This window comes from Xanthomonas sp. NCPPB 3442 (assembly GCF_056725145.1).
On the sequence record NZ_CM161514.1, the window covers coordinates 3,709,247 to 3,725,155 of the forward strand.

10 protein-coding genes and 1 riboswitch are annotated in these 15,909 nt (G+C 66.4%); of the genes, 5 read left to right on the forward strand and 5 right to left on the reverse strand.

The window, feature by feature from the left end; genetic code table 11:
- Positions 1–435 precede the first annotated feature (435 nt).
- The 5 genes from AC1POX_RS16025 to raxST all read right to left on the reverse strand — a co-directional run bounded on the left by AC1POX_RS16025 (position 436) and on the right by raxST (position 6,675).
- Entirely contained in the window at positions 436–840 is a 405-nt protein-coding gene (locus AC1POX_RS16025) for a hypothetical protein (protein WP_003484384.1), read from the reverse strand.
- A gap of 16 nt (positions 841–856) precedes the next feature.
- Entirely contained in the window at positions 857–2,110 is a 1,254-nt protein-coding gene (locus AC1POX_RS16030) for a multidrug effflux MFS transporter (protein WP_057680976.1), read from the reverse strand.
- Positions 2,111–2,388: 278 nt separating this feature from the next.
- On the reverse strand, positions 2,389–4,548 hold the full coding sequence (gene raxB, locus AC1POX_RS16035) for a peptidase domain-containing ABC transporter RaxB (protein WP_372356376.1): 2,160 nt from the start codon (positions 4,546–4,548) through the stop codon (positions 2,389–2,391).
- The gene (locus tag AC1POX_RS16040) at positions 4,545–5,891 is read right to left on the reverse strand and encodes an HlyD family secretion protein (RefSeq protein WP_078537057.1); all 1,347 of its coding nucleotides are present in this window, start codon (positions 5,889–5,891) and stop codon (positions 4,545–4,547) included. The genes raxB and AC1POX_RS16040 overlap by 4 nt, the downstream gene beginning before the upstream one ends.
- Positions 5,872–6,675, reverse strand: a complete 804-nt coding sequence (gene raxST / locus AC1POX_RS16045) for a RiPP modification sulfotransferase RaxST (RefSeq protein WP_029818891.1) — start codon at positions 6,673–6,675, stop codon at positions 5,872–5,874. The genes AC1POX_RS16040 and raxST overlap by 20 nt, the downstream gene beginning before the upstream one ends.
- A 422-nt stretch (positions 6,676–7,097) precedes the next feature.
- Here raxST and raxX point away from each other — a divergent pair, with 422 nt between their 5' ends.
- The 5 genes from raxX (at position 7,098) to AC1POX_RS16070 (ending at position 15,648) form a co-directional block, all read left to right on the forward strand.
- A complete protein-coding gene (gene raxX / locus AC1POX_RS16050; protein ID WP_014089614.1) occupies positions 7,098–7,277 on the forward strand; it encodes a RaxX family RiPP in 180 nt (59 codons plus the stop codon).
- Between the two features lie 251 nt (positions 7,278–7,528).
- Positions 7,529–7,643, forward strand: a riboswitch (glycine riboswitch).
- Positions 7,644–7,733: 90 nt separating this feature from the next.
- Positions 7,734–10,607, forward strand: coding sequence for an aminomethyl-transferring glycine dehydrogenase (gcvP, locus tag AC1POX_RS16055; RefSeq protein ID WP_372173381.1), 2,874 nt, complete (start codon positions 7,734–7,736; stop codon positions 10,605–10,607).
- 178 nt (positions 10,608–10,785) lie between these two features.
- Positions 10,786–12,420 (forward strand): carboxylesterase/lipase family protein, encoded by a 1,635-nt coding sequence (locus tag AC1POX_RS16060; protein ID WP_008576585.1) that lies wholly within the window; start codon positions 10,786–10,788, stop codon positions 12,418–12,420.
- 57 nt (positions 12,421–12,477) lie between these two features.
- Positions 12,478–13,332 (forward strand): aldo/keto reductase, encoded by an 855-nt coding sequence (locus AC1POX_RS16065; protein WP_011346718.1) that lies wholly within the window; start codon positions 12,478–12,480, stop codon positions 13,330–13,332.
- A 207-nt stretch (positions 13,333–13,539) separates the two neighbouring features.
- Positions 13,540–15,648, forward strand: coding sequence for a catalase (locus tag AC1POX_RS16070; protein WP_008576589.1), 2,109 nt, complete (start codon positions 13,540–13,542; stop codon positions 15,646–15,648).
- The last annotated feature ends 261 nt before the right edge of the window (positions 15,649–15,909 follow it).

Sequence of the window (15,909 nt, forward strand, 5' to 3'; positions counted from 1 at the left end):
GCAGATTGCTCAGGCGCAGCGCTCTCTGACAGCGAGGTGTTGCGTCGATGATCGGTCAGCGTTGCACGCGGTGGTTGCTGGTCTGTATGACGGCAGGTGGGTGCATCGCAGCGTTGGCGGTGCTGTTGTCGCTGGCGTGGCACCTGACGATTGCTTATTGCTGGCAGTGGCCGGGATCGATCGGCTCGCAACACAGCGCGCAGCTGCCAGCGTTTCCCGCCTGCATGGCGCGGTGGCATCTTGCCACTGATCAAACCGTGATCGCGATGAGCATGCTCATCGCTTTGGCGACCTGCGGCAGGCTGCTGCACCATCTACTTCGGCATCGTCCACCCGCTGTTGCGCGTCCAGTGACACGCCCTGACTGACACCCAACGCTGTCGTGGACAGCAGACGTGTCAGGCAGTGCGTCTAGCAGCGCTTGTTCCAGCAGGATCAGTTGAGCTTGGTGCCGCCCTGCAACCGTTCGCTCAACCTGGTCTTGAACTGCTCGAACTCCATGCCGTCGGCACGGGCTTCGGCGTGCGCGGCGTCCTTGAGGGCGTCCGAGTAGGTCAGCCGCACGGGGGTGCCCTGGCGTTCGTGCAACTCGGCCGCGCGCATGATCAGCGCCAGCACCTGGGCGGCGCTGGTGCTTTCGCCGGCGATGCGGCCATCCATGCCCAGCACCCATTCACCGTCGCGGCGGACGATGCCGGCCAACAGGGTGCGTTGCTGGTCGCGGAGTTCGGCATGCGGTTCGATCGGGGACACCGGCGCGGGATTGGCGGCGGCCTGGTTGCGCTGGCGCTCGGCGGCGCGCTTGCGGGCATCACGGCGCAACTTGGAATCGGTGGACATGCAGGCTCCTGTGAGGTCAGAGGTGGTCGGCCGGCTCCAGAGGCACTGCCTCGGTGGCCTGGCGGTGCCGTAGACGGCGGCCGCTGCGGCGCTCCCAGCGCCAGAATAGCCAGCCCAGCAAGAAAAAGCCGGTCATGCCGATCGCCAGATGCCGCGGATGCTCACTCAGCAGCGGCGACAGCACCCCGGCCACCACCGTATTGGTCATCAACTGCGTGAAGGCCTGCAGCGAAGAGGCCAGGCCGCGCTGCTGCGGGTACATGTCCAGCACCGCCAGCGCCAGGATCGGGAAGATCAGCGCCATGCCCACGCCGGCCAGGAAGATCGGCAGCACCGCCCACGGCAGCGCGATCTGCGCCACCGCAAAGGTGTAGGCCAGATTGGCCAGCGCCGCCGCCCCGCAGCAGATGAAGCCGATGCGGATCTGCCGCACCGGCTGCATGCGCCCGGCCATGCGCCCGGACAGGAACGAGCCCAGCGTCATGCCGCCGATGGTGGGAATGAACAGCCAGGCGAAATCGCCTTCGCCCAGCTTCAGGTGCTGCATGATCAACACCGGCGCCGACGCGATGTACAGGAAGATGCCGGCGAAGTTGAACGAACCGGCCGCGGCCAGGCGCTGGAAGCGCGGGTTGAAGCCGATGCGCACGTAATCCTGCAACAGGCGTTTGAACTGCAGCGGCGTGCGCGCCTCCACGGGGTGGGTCTCGGGAAGCCAGGTCAGGGTTGCGATGAGCAGCACCAGGCCGAACACCACCAGGAACCAGAAGATCAACGGCCAGCCGCCGCCACTGAGCAGGATCCAGCCGCCGATGATCGGCGCGATGGCCGGCGCAATCCCGAAGATCATCGACACCTGGCTCATCAGCCGTTGTGCGTCCGGGCCATGGAACAGGTCGCGGATCACCGCCCGCCCGACGATCATGCCCACGCCGGCTGACAGGCCCTGCAGCGCGCGGAATGCCAGCAGCGTGGGCAAGTCTTGCGACAGCGCACAGCCGATGGAGCCGGCGATAAACAAGGCCAGCCCGCCCAGGATCACCCGTTTGCGGCCCCAGGCATCGGACAACGGCCCGTGCGCGATGCTCATCAGGCCGTACGCCAGCAGATAGACGCTGATGGTCTGCTGGATCGCCACCTGGTCCACCGCCAGGCTGCGGCCCAGCTGCGAGAACGCCGGGAAGATGGTGTCGATCGAAAACGGGCCGAACATCGCCAGCCCGGCCAGCAGCAGCGCCATGCGACGGGTGGAGGGAACAGCAGAAGTCATGCGCAACGGTACCCGGAGGACTCCCCACGCGCAGGCACCGGCAGCGGTGGTCAGGCCAACGAGCGCAGCGGCAGGCATGGGGCAAACAAGCCGACACTTTACGCCAACTGCCACCGCATGCGGCCAGCGATGGAGCGCATGCGCGGCACGCAGGCACATAAATCGCAGCCGCGTCCGCTTCGTCCTAGCACGGCATCGTCATCCTGCCCAGCCGAGCGGCTGCGCACCCGGCAATGACGGCGCCGGCAGTGCTCGGCGCCAGCGGCCAACGGCAGCGATCAGTTGGCTGCGGCGGAGCGCTCCTGCAGCCGCTGCCAATCGGCGATCGGCTGATCGCTCACCACCCGGCCCTGCTCCAGGGTAATGACGCGCGCGGCCATGGCCACGGTTTCGCACCGATGCGCCACGATGATCCGGGTGACCTGCATTGCCTGGATGGCGCGATTGACGCGCTGCTCGTTCATGACGTCCAAATGGCTGGTCGCTTCGTCCAGCACCAGGATGCGTGGCGACCTGTACAGCGCGCGTGCCAGCAAGACGCGTTGCCGCTGCCCGCCCGACAACCCGGTACCCGCCTCGCTCAACAACGAGGCGTAGCCTAGCGGCATCTGCTCCACCTCCTGGTGCACGCCGGCGATGCGCGCGCAACGTTCGACCTGCGCCTGATCCGGCTCCGGGTCGAAGAAACTGATGTTTTCGCTGACCGATCCAGTGAACAGCAGATCGTCCTGCATCACCGTGCCGACGATGGCGCGATAGGGCGTCAGCGCCGTCTCGCTCAGCGGGCGCCCGCCGATCTTTACGTGTCCGGCGCTGGGTTTCAGCAGCCCGAGGATCACTTTGACCAAGGTGGTCTTGCCGCACCCTGACGCGCCGGTGATGGCCACGCATTCCCCGCTGGCGATGCGCACGCTGACGTCTTCGAGCACGGCCGGGGTATCGTCGGCATAGCGGAAGCCGATGCCGCACAGTTCGATGGTGGTGTCGTTCCAGGCAGGCGCATCGATGCGCTGATCGGCGGCCTCCTCGCGCGGCTGGTGGACGATGTCGGCCACCCGCTCCAGATGGACGCGCAACAGGCGGAACTCCACCAGCCGATCGATCAGCTCTGACAAGCGCATGGCGAACTGCTCGCGATAGGCCATGAATGCCAACAGCATGCCCAGCGAAAGCTCTGCGCGCAGGATCGCGAACGCGGCGAGCCAGATCACCAGCACCCGCTCGCATCCGAACAGCAGGCGCTTGAGTGACGACTGCCAGACCTCGCCCTGCGCCAGGCGCAGTTGTGCATTGGTCTGTTCGGCCAGCAGATGGGTCCAGTCCATGCGCCGCACCTGCTGGCGCCCGAACAGCCGCACGCCCTGGATGCCGCGCACGCTCTCCAGCAGGTGGGTGTGCTGGCGCGCGTCCCACAACAACTGCTCGGCGGCAGCTTCGCGCATCCTCCGCAGCCACAGCCAGCGTGTCGCCGCATACAGCGTTACCGCCACCAGCGTGATCGCGCTGAGGCCGACGCTGTAGACCAGCATCAGGCCGAGGGTGCCGATCACCAGCACGCCATCGACCAGGGTCTGGGTGAATCCGGTCGTCAAGGTGCGTTGCACCTGCACGATCGAGGCGAATCGCGACTGGATTCCGCCGAGGTGACGCTTCTCGAAATACGCCAACGGCAGCGCGAGCAGGTGCGCAAACACCTGCCCCATCCATTGAAAACCCAGCTGTGCCGACACGCTGGCGATCAGCCATCCGCGCAGCAGGGCGATGCAGGATTGCAGGACCACCAGCAACAGGAACCCGGCGCCAAGGACATGGATCAACCCGATGTCGGCCGACGGCACCGCCTGATCGACGATCCACTGCAGTTGGAACGGCATTCCCAGGCTGAGTACCTCGAGCGCGAATGCCAACGCAAGCACCTGCCAGACCGCACGTCCAAGCCCGTGGACACGACCGATCAACGAGGACAACGCCACTGCCGGCGCCGCAGCTTGCGGACGGAAGTCGGCGGCCGGGCTGAGTTCCAGCGCGATCCCGGAGAAATGCCGGGAGAATTCGCCCGGCGTCAGGCTCCGCGGCCCGCTGGCCGGATCGTGGATCTGCAGACGACGGGTGCCCACCCGCTTGAGCACGACGAAATGATTGAGATCCCAATGCACGACGCAGGGCAGCTGCAACTCCGGCAGCGCGTCCATTTCCAGCCGCAACGCGCGCGCCTGCAGACCGAGCGCCTGCGCGATCGCGACCAGATTGGCCAGGTTGGTGCCCTGTCGCGATAGCAGGAAGCGGCGGCGCAGTTCGGCCAGGCCGATGTGGCAACCGTGATAGTGGGCGATCATGGCCATGGCCGCCAATCCGCATTCGCCGACTTGCCCCTGCAGGATCATCGGCAATCCACGCACGCCGGACGCTCGGCGCAACTGCGCCCACCAGCGGCTCATCGCAGCGTGCCGTGCAAACTGGACAGCGGCTCGAATGCCCACTGCGAGAAGCGCCGCCATTCCAATGCCAGCGTGCCCTGCACGCGCATACCCGGTCGCAGGACCGCCGTGCGTCCTGCACGCAGCGCGGCATCCCCGGCCAGGCGCACCCGCACGCGGTACAACGGCTCGCTTACCGAGACCGAGTCGACACGCGGCGGTTCGGGCGCGACGGCGATCTCGACCACCTGCCCGGCGAACTGACCGTAGTGCTGGTAGGGCAAGGCATCGAAGCGCAGTTGCACCGGCATGCCGGGGCCGATCAGCCCGGCGGCCCTGGAGGGCGCATACAACACGACCTCGGTCGCCATCGACGTCGGCAGCAGATCGGCCAGGCGTTGCCCCTGCGCGACCGCCTGCCCGCGCTGCAGCGGTCGCAGCGCTACACGCCCGGCACGCGGCGCGCGCACTTCCCAACGCGACGCGGCCGCCTGCTCGATCGCCGCACGCCGGTCCTCCTGCAGGCCGGCACCGGCCATCGCCAATTGTTGGCGCAAGTTCGACGGTAACTGCTGCACCTCGGCCTGGGCCTGCGCAAGCGCATCGGCCAAGGCCATGCGCTCGCGCTGCAGCTCCAGGGTATGCGCGCGTTGGTCGAGCACGTCGGCCTGTTTCTCATCGACGAATTGCTGGCTGACCAGGCCGCGCGTCAACGCGGTACGGTAACGTTGCTCGATCGATTGGGTCAGTTGCTGCCGATGGCGCAGCAAGTCCAGCTCGGCGTCGATCTGCTGCAAGCGGTCGCGCAGGCCGGCCAGCGCCCGCGCAGCCGCCTGCTGCTGCACGCGCCCCTGGGCACGCAACTGCGCCATCGCCTCGACGGCCAGGCGCTGCTGTTCGGCCAGCACCACAGCAGCGCGCTGGGTCGGCCGCCCGCGATCGTCGCGATGTTCGGCCGACAACACGAACAGCAGCTGGCCCGCAGCGACGCGCTGGCCCTGCACGGCGCCGACCTGCACCACCACGCCCGACTGCGGTGTGGTGACGGAGATCAGTCCGCCCGCCGGGACGACCGTGCCATACAAGGTCTCGCTGCGCGCGAAGCCCAGGCGGAAGAATCCGACCAGCAGCAGGATCACGGTCGTCATCAGCAGGCCTACGCACCAACGTAGCGCGCCATGCTGGCGCAGCACCACCGGCCCGAGCCGACTGCGCTGCCGGTAGTCCACCGCCTCGCGTCGAAACAGGGTCGTCATCCGCCGGCGGCCGCCGACGCCGGCCCGTGCTGGCCGCCTGCTCGGCAGTGCCGCCGCGTCGCCGTGCGCTGCCACGCCACGCGCCTGCTCATACCAGCAGGGCTCCATGCGAGGGCCCGCGTTCCCAGAAGGCCAGCTCCTGCAACCGCTCGAACAGCGCCGGCGGCAACACGCTGCGCCGGGGGACATACTGCACCCCGCGACGGACGCGATGCAGGCCCGGCATCTGCAACGCGGCATCGAAGCGTTCGGCCTCGGCCTGGACACCAGCATAGTCGTGCGCGAACGCCGGCAGTTGCAGGAAGGCGTAGACCTGCTCCATCGCCTGCGCCGGCCGCTGCGCCAGCGTTTCGTAGCGCAACAGCAGCAGTCGATCGGCATGTTCGCCGTAGAACGCCTGGCGCAGCCCGTCCAGTGCATAGCCCACCACGCCGCGCGGCGCGGTCAGCAGGTCCGCGCGCAACGAGACCGAATCTTCCGGGTCGTAACCGAACAACGCCGACAAGCGCAGCGGCTGGGTCTGCGCCAGGCGCTCGAAGCTATCGACGACCCAGCCAACATCGCGAACGCAACAGATGAGGCGGCTGTGCGGGAACAGCGTCGCCAGCCCTGTCAGGCGGCTGCACCAGGCGCGATTGGTGTCGAACACCGTGCCCAGCCCCTGGCGATCCTGGTAATAGGCGTCGAAGACCGAACGCAGCAGCCGCACCCGCTGTGCGTCGTCGATCTGCACGTTGGAGGGATGTTCCTCGCTCATGCCCATCAGCATCGCCGCGTACAGTCGCGCCACCGGCGAGGTGACATCGGCGTGCACATGCGGGTTCTGTCGCAGCAACGCGGCCAGCAAGGACGAGCCCGCCCGCGGCAGCCCGGAAATGAAATGGTAGTTCACCTCGCGCCTCCCCTGTCCGATGCTGGTCGGCGGCGGCATGCCGGCCAGACGCATCGCCAGCCAAGCCTGCATCGCGTGCCACTGCACACGCGGACGCGCTGCGCAAAGGCGCTGCGCTTTGCGAATGCCAGCGATCCGGCCGAGCGGTCGGGAGCGCTTGCCGTGACCGGCATCACATCGGCACATGCCGGCACGGACCTGGCGGATGCGACGTTCGTTACCGCGCACACAGCGTCGTGCGCCGGCCCTGGGTCGCAACGGCACCCGCGCACGCTGGATCGCATGGTGCTGTCCCCGGCTCTGCGGTCCAGCGACCACTGTCGCCTCACCGGCCAACGGGCAGATGGCCGAGGCGGTCACGCAGTCGTCCCTTCGGGCGGCGTGACGCTGCGTACGAAGGGAAAACCCGTGAGGACGTCAACATGAATCTGTCGAAAAAATCGCCAACCAATGGTGCGCAAGCGCTGCAGCGGCCCGCCGGGGCCAAGGGCCAGCTGGAGCCCCTGGACCAGCGTCTGTGGAAGCATGTCGGCGGTGGGGACTATCCCCCGCCGGGCGCCAATACCAAGCACGATCCGCCGCCCAAGAACGGGCACCACTGATCCGCCTGCGCGGGCAGTCGCGAGCGGGCGCTGCCGTTGCCGGACCACCCGGTAGCGGAGAACAGCAGCCGCTCAAACCCCGGAGGCCGGACGAGGCGACTCGCCCGGCCTTTGGCATTTCATGGCGCCGAAAAGCGTTTCGCCAAGCGGCTGGGCGCTGGCTATACTAGCCAGGCAACACGGTGGGAGAAGCGGCACTGCCGCTGCCGAAGGCGCAACAGCCCGTAATCGCTCAGGCCCGATACCATCCGCAGTACAACTCTGGAGAGACCGGCCGATGCCGGCGCCGAAGGGGCACGAAACGCAGGCAGGCCGCGGGCCAGGCCGCGTTTTTAAACTCTCAGGCAAAAGGACAGAGGGGCGCGAGGAAGACTGCTGCTGCGGCAGGTCGTGGTGCGCGCATGCGCGTCATACCGGCCGTGATGCGGGTCGACCATTCGTCTGCCCCTACTCCGGATGCCCGCCATGTCCCAGACCCCGTCTTCCCTGCGCGACCTCGAACACCACAGCGCGTTCGTCGAGCGCCATATTGGCCCCAACGACGCGGAAATCGCCCAGATGCTGGACGTGGTCGGCCACGCCTGCCTGGATGCGCTGACCGATGCCATCGTGCCGGGCAACATCAAGTCGCCGGCGCCGCTGGCGCTGCCCGAGGCGATCACCGAAGAAGAAGCGCTGGCCAAGATCCGCGCCATCGCCGACAAGAACACCGTGTTCCGCAACTTCATCGGCCAGGGCTACTACGGTACCCACACGCCGAAGGTCATCCTGCGCAACATCCTGGAAAACCCGGCCTGGTACACCGCCTACACACCGTACCAGGCGGAAATTTCGCAAGGCCGCATGGAAGCGCTGATCAACTTCCAGACCCTGTGCGCCGACCTCACCGGCATGCAGATTGCCAACGCCTCGCTGCTGGACGAAGCCACCGCCGCGGCCGAGGCGATGACGCTGGCCAAGCGTTCGGCCAAGTCCAGGTCCAACACGTTCTTCGTGCATGACGCAGTGCATCCGCAGACGCTGGAACTGCTGCGCACACGCGCCGAGCCGCTGGACATCGTGCTGCGCGTCGGCACGCCGGAAGAAGCGCTGCAGGCCGAGTGCTTCGGCGTGCTGCTGCAGTACCCGGACAGCTTCGGTCATATCGGCGATCACGCTGCACTGGCAGACGCCGTGCACGCGCAAGGCGGCCTGGTCGCGGTGGCCACCGATCTGCTTGCACTGACGCTGATCGCCGCCCCGGGGGAATGGGGCGCCGACATCGTGGTCGGCAACTCGCAGCGCTTCGGCGTGCCGTTCGGTTTCGGCGGCCCGCATGCCGCGTTCATGGCCTGCCGCGATGCCTACAAGCGCTCGATGCCGGGCCGTTTGATCGGCGTGTCGATCGATGCCGCCGGCAACCCGGCGTATCGCCTGACCTTGCAGACCCGCGAGCAACATATCCGCCGCGAAAAGGCCACGTCCAACATCTGCACCGCGCAGGTGCTGCTGGCGGTGATGGCGTCGATGTATGCGGTCTACCACGGCCCCGATGGCCTGACCCGCATTGCGCGCCGCACGCACCGCCTGGCGGCGATCCTGGCGGCGGCACTGCGCAGCGCCGGCATTACCGTCGGCGAGCGCTTCTTCGACACCCTGCACGTCAAGGCGATCGATGCCGATGCCATCCACGCCCGTGCGCGTGCGGCCGGCATCAACCTGCGCGCCATCGACAGCGAAGCGGTGGGCATCAGCCTGGACGAAACCACCACGCGCGCCGATGTGGTCGCACTGGCTGCGTTGTTCGGTGCGCAGGCGGATGTGGACGCGCTGGATGCAGCCACCGCCGACGCATTGCCGCAAGGCCTGCTGCGCACCACCCCGTTCCTGACCCACCCGGTATTCAACACCCACCATAGCGAGCACGAGCTGTTGCGCTACATGCGCTCGCTGGCCGACAAGGACCTGGCGATGGATCGCACCATGATCCCGCTGGGCAGCTGCACCATGAAGCTCAACGCCACCGCCGAGATGATCCCGGTGACCTGGCCGGAGTTCGGTGCGATCCACCCGCTTGCACCGGCCGAGCAGTCTGCCGGCTATGCGCAGCTGATCGACGAGCTGGAAGCGATGCTGGTCGAGTGCACCGGCTACGACGCGGTCAGCCTGCAGCCGAACTCCGGCGCGCAGGGCGAATACGCCGGCCTGCTGGCGATCCGCGCGTATCACCGTTCGCGCGGCGAAGCGCACCGCGACATCTGCCTGATCCCCGAATCGGCGCACGGCACCAACCCGGCGTCGGCGCAGATGTGCGGTATGACCGTGGTGGTGACCAAGTGCGATGCCAACGGCAATGTGGACGTGGATGACATCCGCGCCAAGGCGGAAAAATATTCCGACCGCCTGGCGGCGCTGATGATCACCTACCCGTCCACCCACGGCGTGTTCGAAGAAGACGTGGTGGCGATCTGCGAAGCGGTGCATGCGCATGGCGGTCAGGTCTACACCGACGGGGCCAACATGAACGCGCTGGTCGGCGTGGCCAAGCCCGGCAAGTGGGGCTCGGACGTGTCGCATCTGAACCTGCACAAGACCTTCTGCATTCCGCATGGCGGCGGCGGCCCGGGCGTGGGCCCGTGTGCGGTGAAGTCCCACCTGGCCCCGTATTTGCCGAAGACGCTGGGCGGCGAAGGCGATGTCGGCATGGTGAGCGCAGCAAGTTACGGCTCGGCCTCGATCCTGCCGATCAGCTGGATGTACGTGACCATGATGGGCAGCGCCGGTCTGCGCAAGGCCACGCAAGTGGCATTGCTCAACGCCAACTACATCGCCAAGCGCCTGGCGCCGCACTACAAGACGCTGTATACCGGCCGCAACGGGCTGGTGGCGCACGAGTGCATCCTCGACGTGCGCCCGCTGGAGAAGACCAGCGGCATCGGCGCCGAGGACATCGCCAAGCGGCTGATCGACTTCGGCTTCCATGCGCCGACCTTGAGCTTCCCGGTCGCCGGCACGCTGATGGTGGAGCCGACCGAAAGCGAATCGCAGCATGAACTGGACCGCTTCATCGACGCGATGATCCAGATCCGCGAAGAGATCCGCGCCATCGAAGACGGCCGCCTGGACCGCGAGGACAACCCGCTCAAGCACGCGCCACATACCGCAACGCAGGTGTCGGCCAGCGAGTGGACGCATGCCTACCCGCGCGAACTGGCCGCCTTCCCGCTGCCCAGCCTCAAGCAGCAGAAGTACTGGCCGCCGGTGGCGCGCGTGGACAACGTCTACGGCGACAAGAACGTGATGTGCGCCTGCATCCCGGTGGATGCATACAAGGAAGACGTCGAGGCCTAATCGCCGTACCCGCGATGGCCGACAAAACCCAGTCGGTGACACGGCTGGGTTTTTTATTGCGCTGCGTGTGAATGCCCGGATGCCATACACGCCCCAGCGCGCTGCCAGCCGTTTTCCTGGCCTACACGTGCCACCAGGATGATGACGGACGCTTTCATCCCACAGCAGACCCTGGCGCATGCGTGAACTGAACTTTCTTGGTGCCGTTCTGGTGGCAGCCTGCCTGCTGATTGGCTGCGCACCGCGCCGTCCCGGCGAGGTGCCGGCGCTGGTGCACGCGCCCGATGCGCGTGCCGAAGTGGTGCAGACAACGGCCGGCCCGGTGCGCGGTGTGGCCAGTGCACAGGGTCGGGCATTCCTGGGGGTGCCGTTCGCGGCGCCGCCGGTGGGTGCACTGCGCTTTCGCGCACCGCAACCGCCAGCCGCATGGACGCAGGTCCGCGATGCCACCCAGGCCGGCCCGGCCTGCCTGCCGCGCTATCGCTTCGGGCAGAAGCATGTGTCCGAAGATTGCCTCACGCTCAATGTCTACGCACCGCCCGGCCCGGCAGCAGCGCATCCACGCGCGGTGATGGTGTGGATCTATGGCGGTGCGCTGGAATTGGGCAGCAATGTCGACTACGACCTGAGCGCGTTGGCTGCGCGCCAGGATGTCATTGTGGTGGCACCCAACTATCGGCTGGGCGTGTTCGGTTTCTTCGCGCATCCAGGCCTGCGTGGCGAAGGCGAAGGCGCCTATGCATTGCTCGACCAGCAAGCGGCCTTGCGCTGGGTACAACGCAATATCGCCGCGTTCGGCGGCGATGCGCACAACGTCACCGTGTTCGGCGAATCGGCCGGTGCGTGGAGCATCTGTTATCAGCTCGCCTCGCCCGGCGCGGCGGGGTTGTTTCAACGCGCCATCCTGCAAAGCGGCAGTTGCCTGGCGAGCGATTCCAGCGTGCCACAGCGCGAGGCAGAAAGTGGCGGCGTCCGCATGGCGCAACGCCTGGGTTGCGCACGCACGCACGATGTTGCCGCATGCCTGCGCGCACTGCCGGCCGAAACGCTGGCCGATGCAGTACCACAACGGCGCGGCCTGACCGGCAGCGATGCGTGGGCGCCGATGTCCGGCGGCCAGGCGTTGCCGCTGCCGCCGGCCGCCGCAATCGCCAGCGGTCGGCATGCGCAGGTGCCGGTACTGATGGGCACCAATCGCGATGAAGGGCGTTTGTTTGCGCAATTGCTGTCCTACATCGGCAAGCTCAACCTGCGCGGCGGATATGAAGCGCGCGTGCAACGCATGCATGCCTCTCCAGCCCCGGTGCTGACGCAATACGCAGCCGTTGCCGCGCAATCGCGCTGGGAGGCGTTCGCCGACATCGTGACCGATGGCGGCTTCGCCTGCCCCACACGCCGGCTGGGGCGGGCATTGCGCACGCATGCGCCGGTGTACGCCTACGAGTTCGACGACCCGCACGCGCCGTACGGTCTGTTACGCCTGCCGTTTTCGCCTGCATTGGGCGCGTTCCACGCCTCTGAACTGGTGTATCTGTTTCAGCGCCCGTGGGTACTCAGTGGCCGGGCGCAGTTCAGTCCGGCGCAGCAGGCGTTTGCCAACACGGTGCAGGATTATTGGGGTGCGTTCGCGCGCACCGGCGATCCCAACGGTGGCGGGCGGCCGCGGTGGCCGCTGTTTGATGGCGACACGCCACTGACGCTGTCGCCACACAGGATCGGCGCAACGCCCGACTTCGTGCAGCGTCATCGTTGTGCGTTCTGGGATGCGCGTGCAGACACTGCGACAACATCGGTGCAGCCATCGTCGCCGTGACAGGGCGATCGGTGTGATGCGACCGCCACCCTCATTCCAACGCGACAGGAACCCATCATGTCCGAATCGTCTTCCCCTTCCTGCGCACAGGTGCGCCTGCGCAACGGGCGTCGCGTGCCCGCGTTAGGTCTGGGCTCCTGGAACCTGGGCCAGGGCCGGCATGCGCCCGAGCAGGAAATTCAGGCGCTGCAACTCGGTCAGCAATTGGGGATGCAGCTGATCGACACCGCCGAGATGTACGGCAATGGCCGCTCTGAGCAACTGATCAGCCAGGCCATCGGCCGTGCGCAGCCGCCCTACGTGGTGTCCAAGGTGTTGCCCGGCAATGCCAGCGCCCGCGGAATCGCACGCGCCTGCGAAGCCAGCCTGCAACGGCTGGGGGTGCGCACCTTGGATCTGTATTTGCTGCACTGGCGTGGCGGCAGCGATCTGGCCGAAGTGGTGGATGCATTCGAAGCACTACGCGATGCCGGCAAGATCCGCGATTGGGGCGTGTCCAACTTCGATGTCGATGACATGGAGGAGCTCTGGGCAATCGATGGCGGCTCGCGTTGCCTGGTCAACCAGGTGCTGTACCACGCTGGCAGCCGCGGTATCGAATTCGACCTGTTGCCGTGGTGCGCCGCGCACGAGGTGGCCGTGATGGCCTATTCGCCGCTTGGCAGCCGCGCGTTGCTGGATCATCCGGTCTTGCACGCCATCGGCGAGCGTCGTGGCGTTGCAGCCACCGCGGTGGCGCTTGCGTGGGCGATCCGCAGCGGCAATGTCATCGCCATTCCCGAATCCGGAACGCCGGCGCATGTGCGTGCCAATGCCGCGGCCTGCACGCTGCAATTGCACGCAGACGATCTTGCCGAGATCGATCGCGCCTTCGCGCCGCCTACCCGCAAACAGCCGCTGGATCTGCTGTAAAACATGGATAGTCGCGCCCGCTTGTCTGCGCATCTGCACGGCTGCGCGTGTGCGTGCTCGTGATCGCTGCAACATGCAACTGCGACGTCGCGCAATGTTTGCTGCACATGTGAGTTTTCGTTCGCAAGCAGACACATGCAATTAACAGCGCCACTCCCAGGCTTCATTGCTCAGCCCGCATCCCAAGCCCGCCAGAGTGGAGTTCCTATGGCCAAGTCCCCCAGCAAATCCGCGCAGGTCCCTGCCCTCGCACCTGCCAACACCACCGTCGATGGGTCGCGCGGTACTGGCGATGAATTGCACCAGAAGGCAGGCGGCACGCACCCGCAGCTGACCACCAACCAGGGCATTCCGGTAGGTGACAACCAGAATTCGCTCCGCGCCACCCCGCGCGGCCCGACGTTGCTGGAAGATTTCATCCTGCGCGAAAAGATCACCCACTTCGATCACGAACGCATTCCCGAGCGCATCGTGCATGCGCGCGGCAGTGCCGCCCACGGCTATTTCGAGCTCACCAAGTCGTTGAGCCAGTACACCACCGCCAAGATCTTTACCGAGGTGGGCGAAAAGACCCCGTTATTCACCCGTTTTTCCACTGTCGCAGGCGGCGCCGGCTCGGTGGATACGCCGCGCGATGTGCGCGGGTTTGCGGTGAAGTTCTACACCAAGGAAGGCAACTGGGATCTGGTCGGCAACAACATCCCGGTGTTCTTTATCCAGGATGCGATGAAGTTCCCGGACCTGATTCATGCGGTGAAGATGGAGCCGGACCGGGGCTTCCCGCAGGCTGCCAGCGCGCATGACACGTTCTGGGATTTCATTTCGCTGACACCCGAATCGATGCACATGGTGATGTGGGCGATGAGCGACCGCACCATTCCGCGCTCGCTCCGCATGATCGAGGGTTTCGGCATCCACAGTTTCCGATTCCTCAATGACAAGGGCGAAAGCACCTTCGTCAAGTTCCATTGGCGGCCCAAGCTGGGCCTGCAATCGACGATCTGGGACGAGGCGGTCAAGATCGCCGGCGCCGATCAGGATTTCCACCGCCGCGACCTGTTCGAAGCAATCCAGAACGGCGATTTCCCCGAGTGGGAACTCGGCGTGCAGTTGTTCACCGAAGCCCAGGCAGCAACGTTCCCGTTCGATCATCTGGATTCGACCAAGGTCATTCCCGAAGAGCTTGTGCCGTTGCAAATCGTCGGCCGCATGGTGCTCGACCGCTGGCCGGACAACTTCTTTGCCGAAACGGAGCAGGTTGCCTACTGCCCGGCCAACATCGTGCCCGGCATCGACTTCAGCAACGACCCGCTGCTGCAAGGCCGCCTGTTCTCGTATCTGGATACGCAGCTGAGCCGCCTGGGCGGGCCGAACTTCCATCAGATTCCGATCAACGCACCCAAGTGCCCGTTCGCCAACAACCAGCGCGACGGTCACATGCAGATGAACGTACCCAAGGGCCGCGTCGCCTATGAGCCCAGTTCGCTGCAGGCCGATGCGCCGCGTGAAGCGCTGCGTGGCTTCCCCAGCCATGCAACTGCGGCCGAAGAAGGCACCAAGGGCCGAGTGCGTGCAGAAAGCTTTGCCGATCATTACAGCCAGGCGCGGCTGTTCTTCCGCAGCCAGACCGCACCGGAACAGGCGCATATCGCCTCGGCATTGGTGTTCGAGCTGTCGAAGGTGGAAACCGCCCACGTACGCGAGGCCATCGTGGGTCATCTGCGCCACATCGACCAGGAGCTGGCGCAACGTGTGGCCGATGGCATGGGCATGACCGCCCTGCCGCCAGCACCGCCGGCTGCAGTGGCGCCGATCGACATGCCGCTCTCGCCTGCCTTGCAGGTCATCGGCAAGATGAAGGACACCCTGAAAGGGCGCACGGTGGGCATCCTGATTCACGACGGCTCCGATGCCGCGGCGATCAAGGCCGTACGCAAGGCGGCCGAAGCTGCGGGTGCGACGGTCAAGATCGTTGCGCCCAAGCTCGGCGGCGCCAAGCTGAGCGACGGCAAGCAGTTGGCCGCCGATGGGCAGCTGGCTGGGACGCCTTCGGTGGTGTTCGACGCGGTGGCGGTATTGCTGTCCTCGGAAGCGGCCAAGCTGCTGACACGCGAATCGGCGGCGCTGGATTTTGTGAGCTTTGCCTGGGCGCATCTGAAGGCCATCGCATTCGACGAAGGCGCGCAGGTGTTGTTGAAGGCCGGCAACGTCGGCAAGGATGCGGGCGTCGTTCCCGCCGCCGATACCAAGGCATTCATTACCGCAGCAAAAACCCGCCAGTGGGCACGCGAGCCGAAGGTGCGCATGCTGGCGTAACCGCGGGAAGACCCGGTACCCGGGTTTGAAACCGAGGCACGCCACATTCGCCGCGCTGACGGCCCCCAACCCTCGGTTTTCGCCGCTCCCGCGCGTTTGCGCGGTAGCGGCAGGTTACTGCGCATTTCCACGGCAAGCGCTAGCTGTTTCGCGTTAGCCACAGCTTCGATCGCGCTACCAGCATGCGCACTGCGCGATGTTCGTTACCAGGCCGCGATGGAGCACCCTGACGCGAGCGAGGTTTACCTGTCGCTCGCGTCC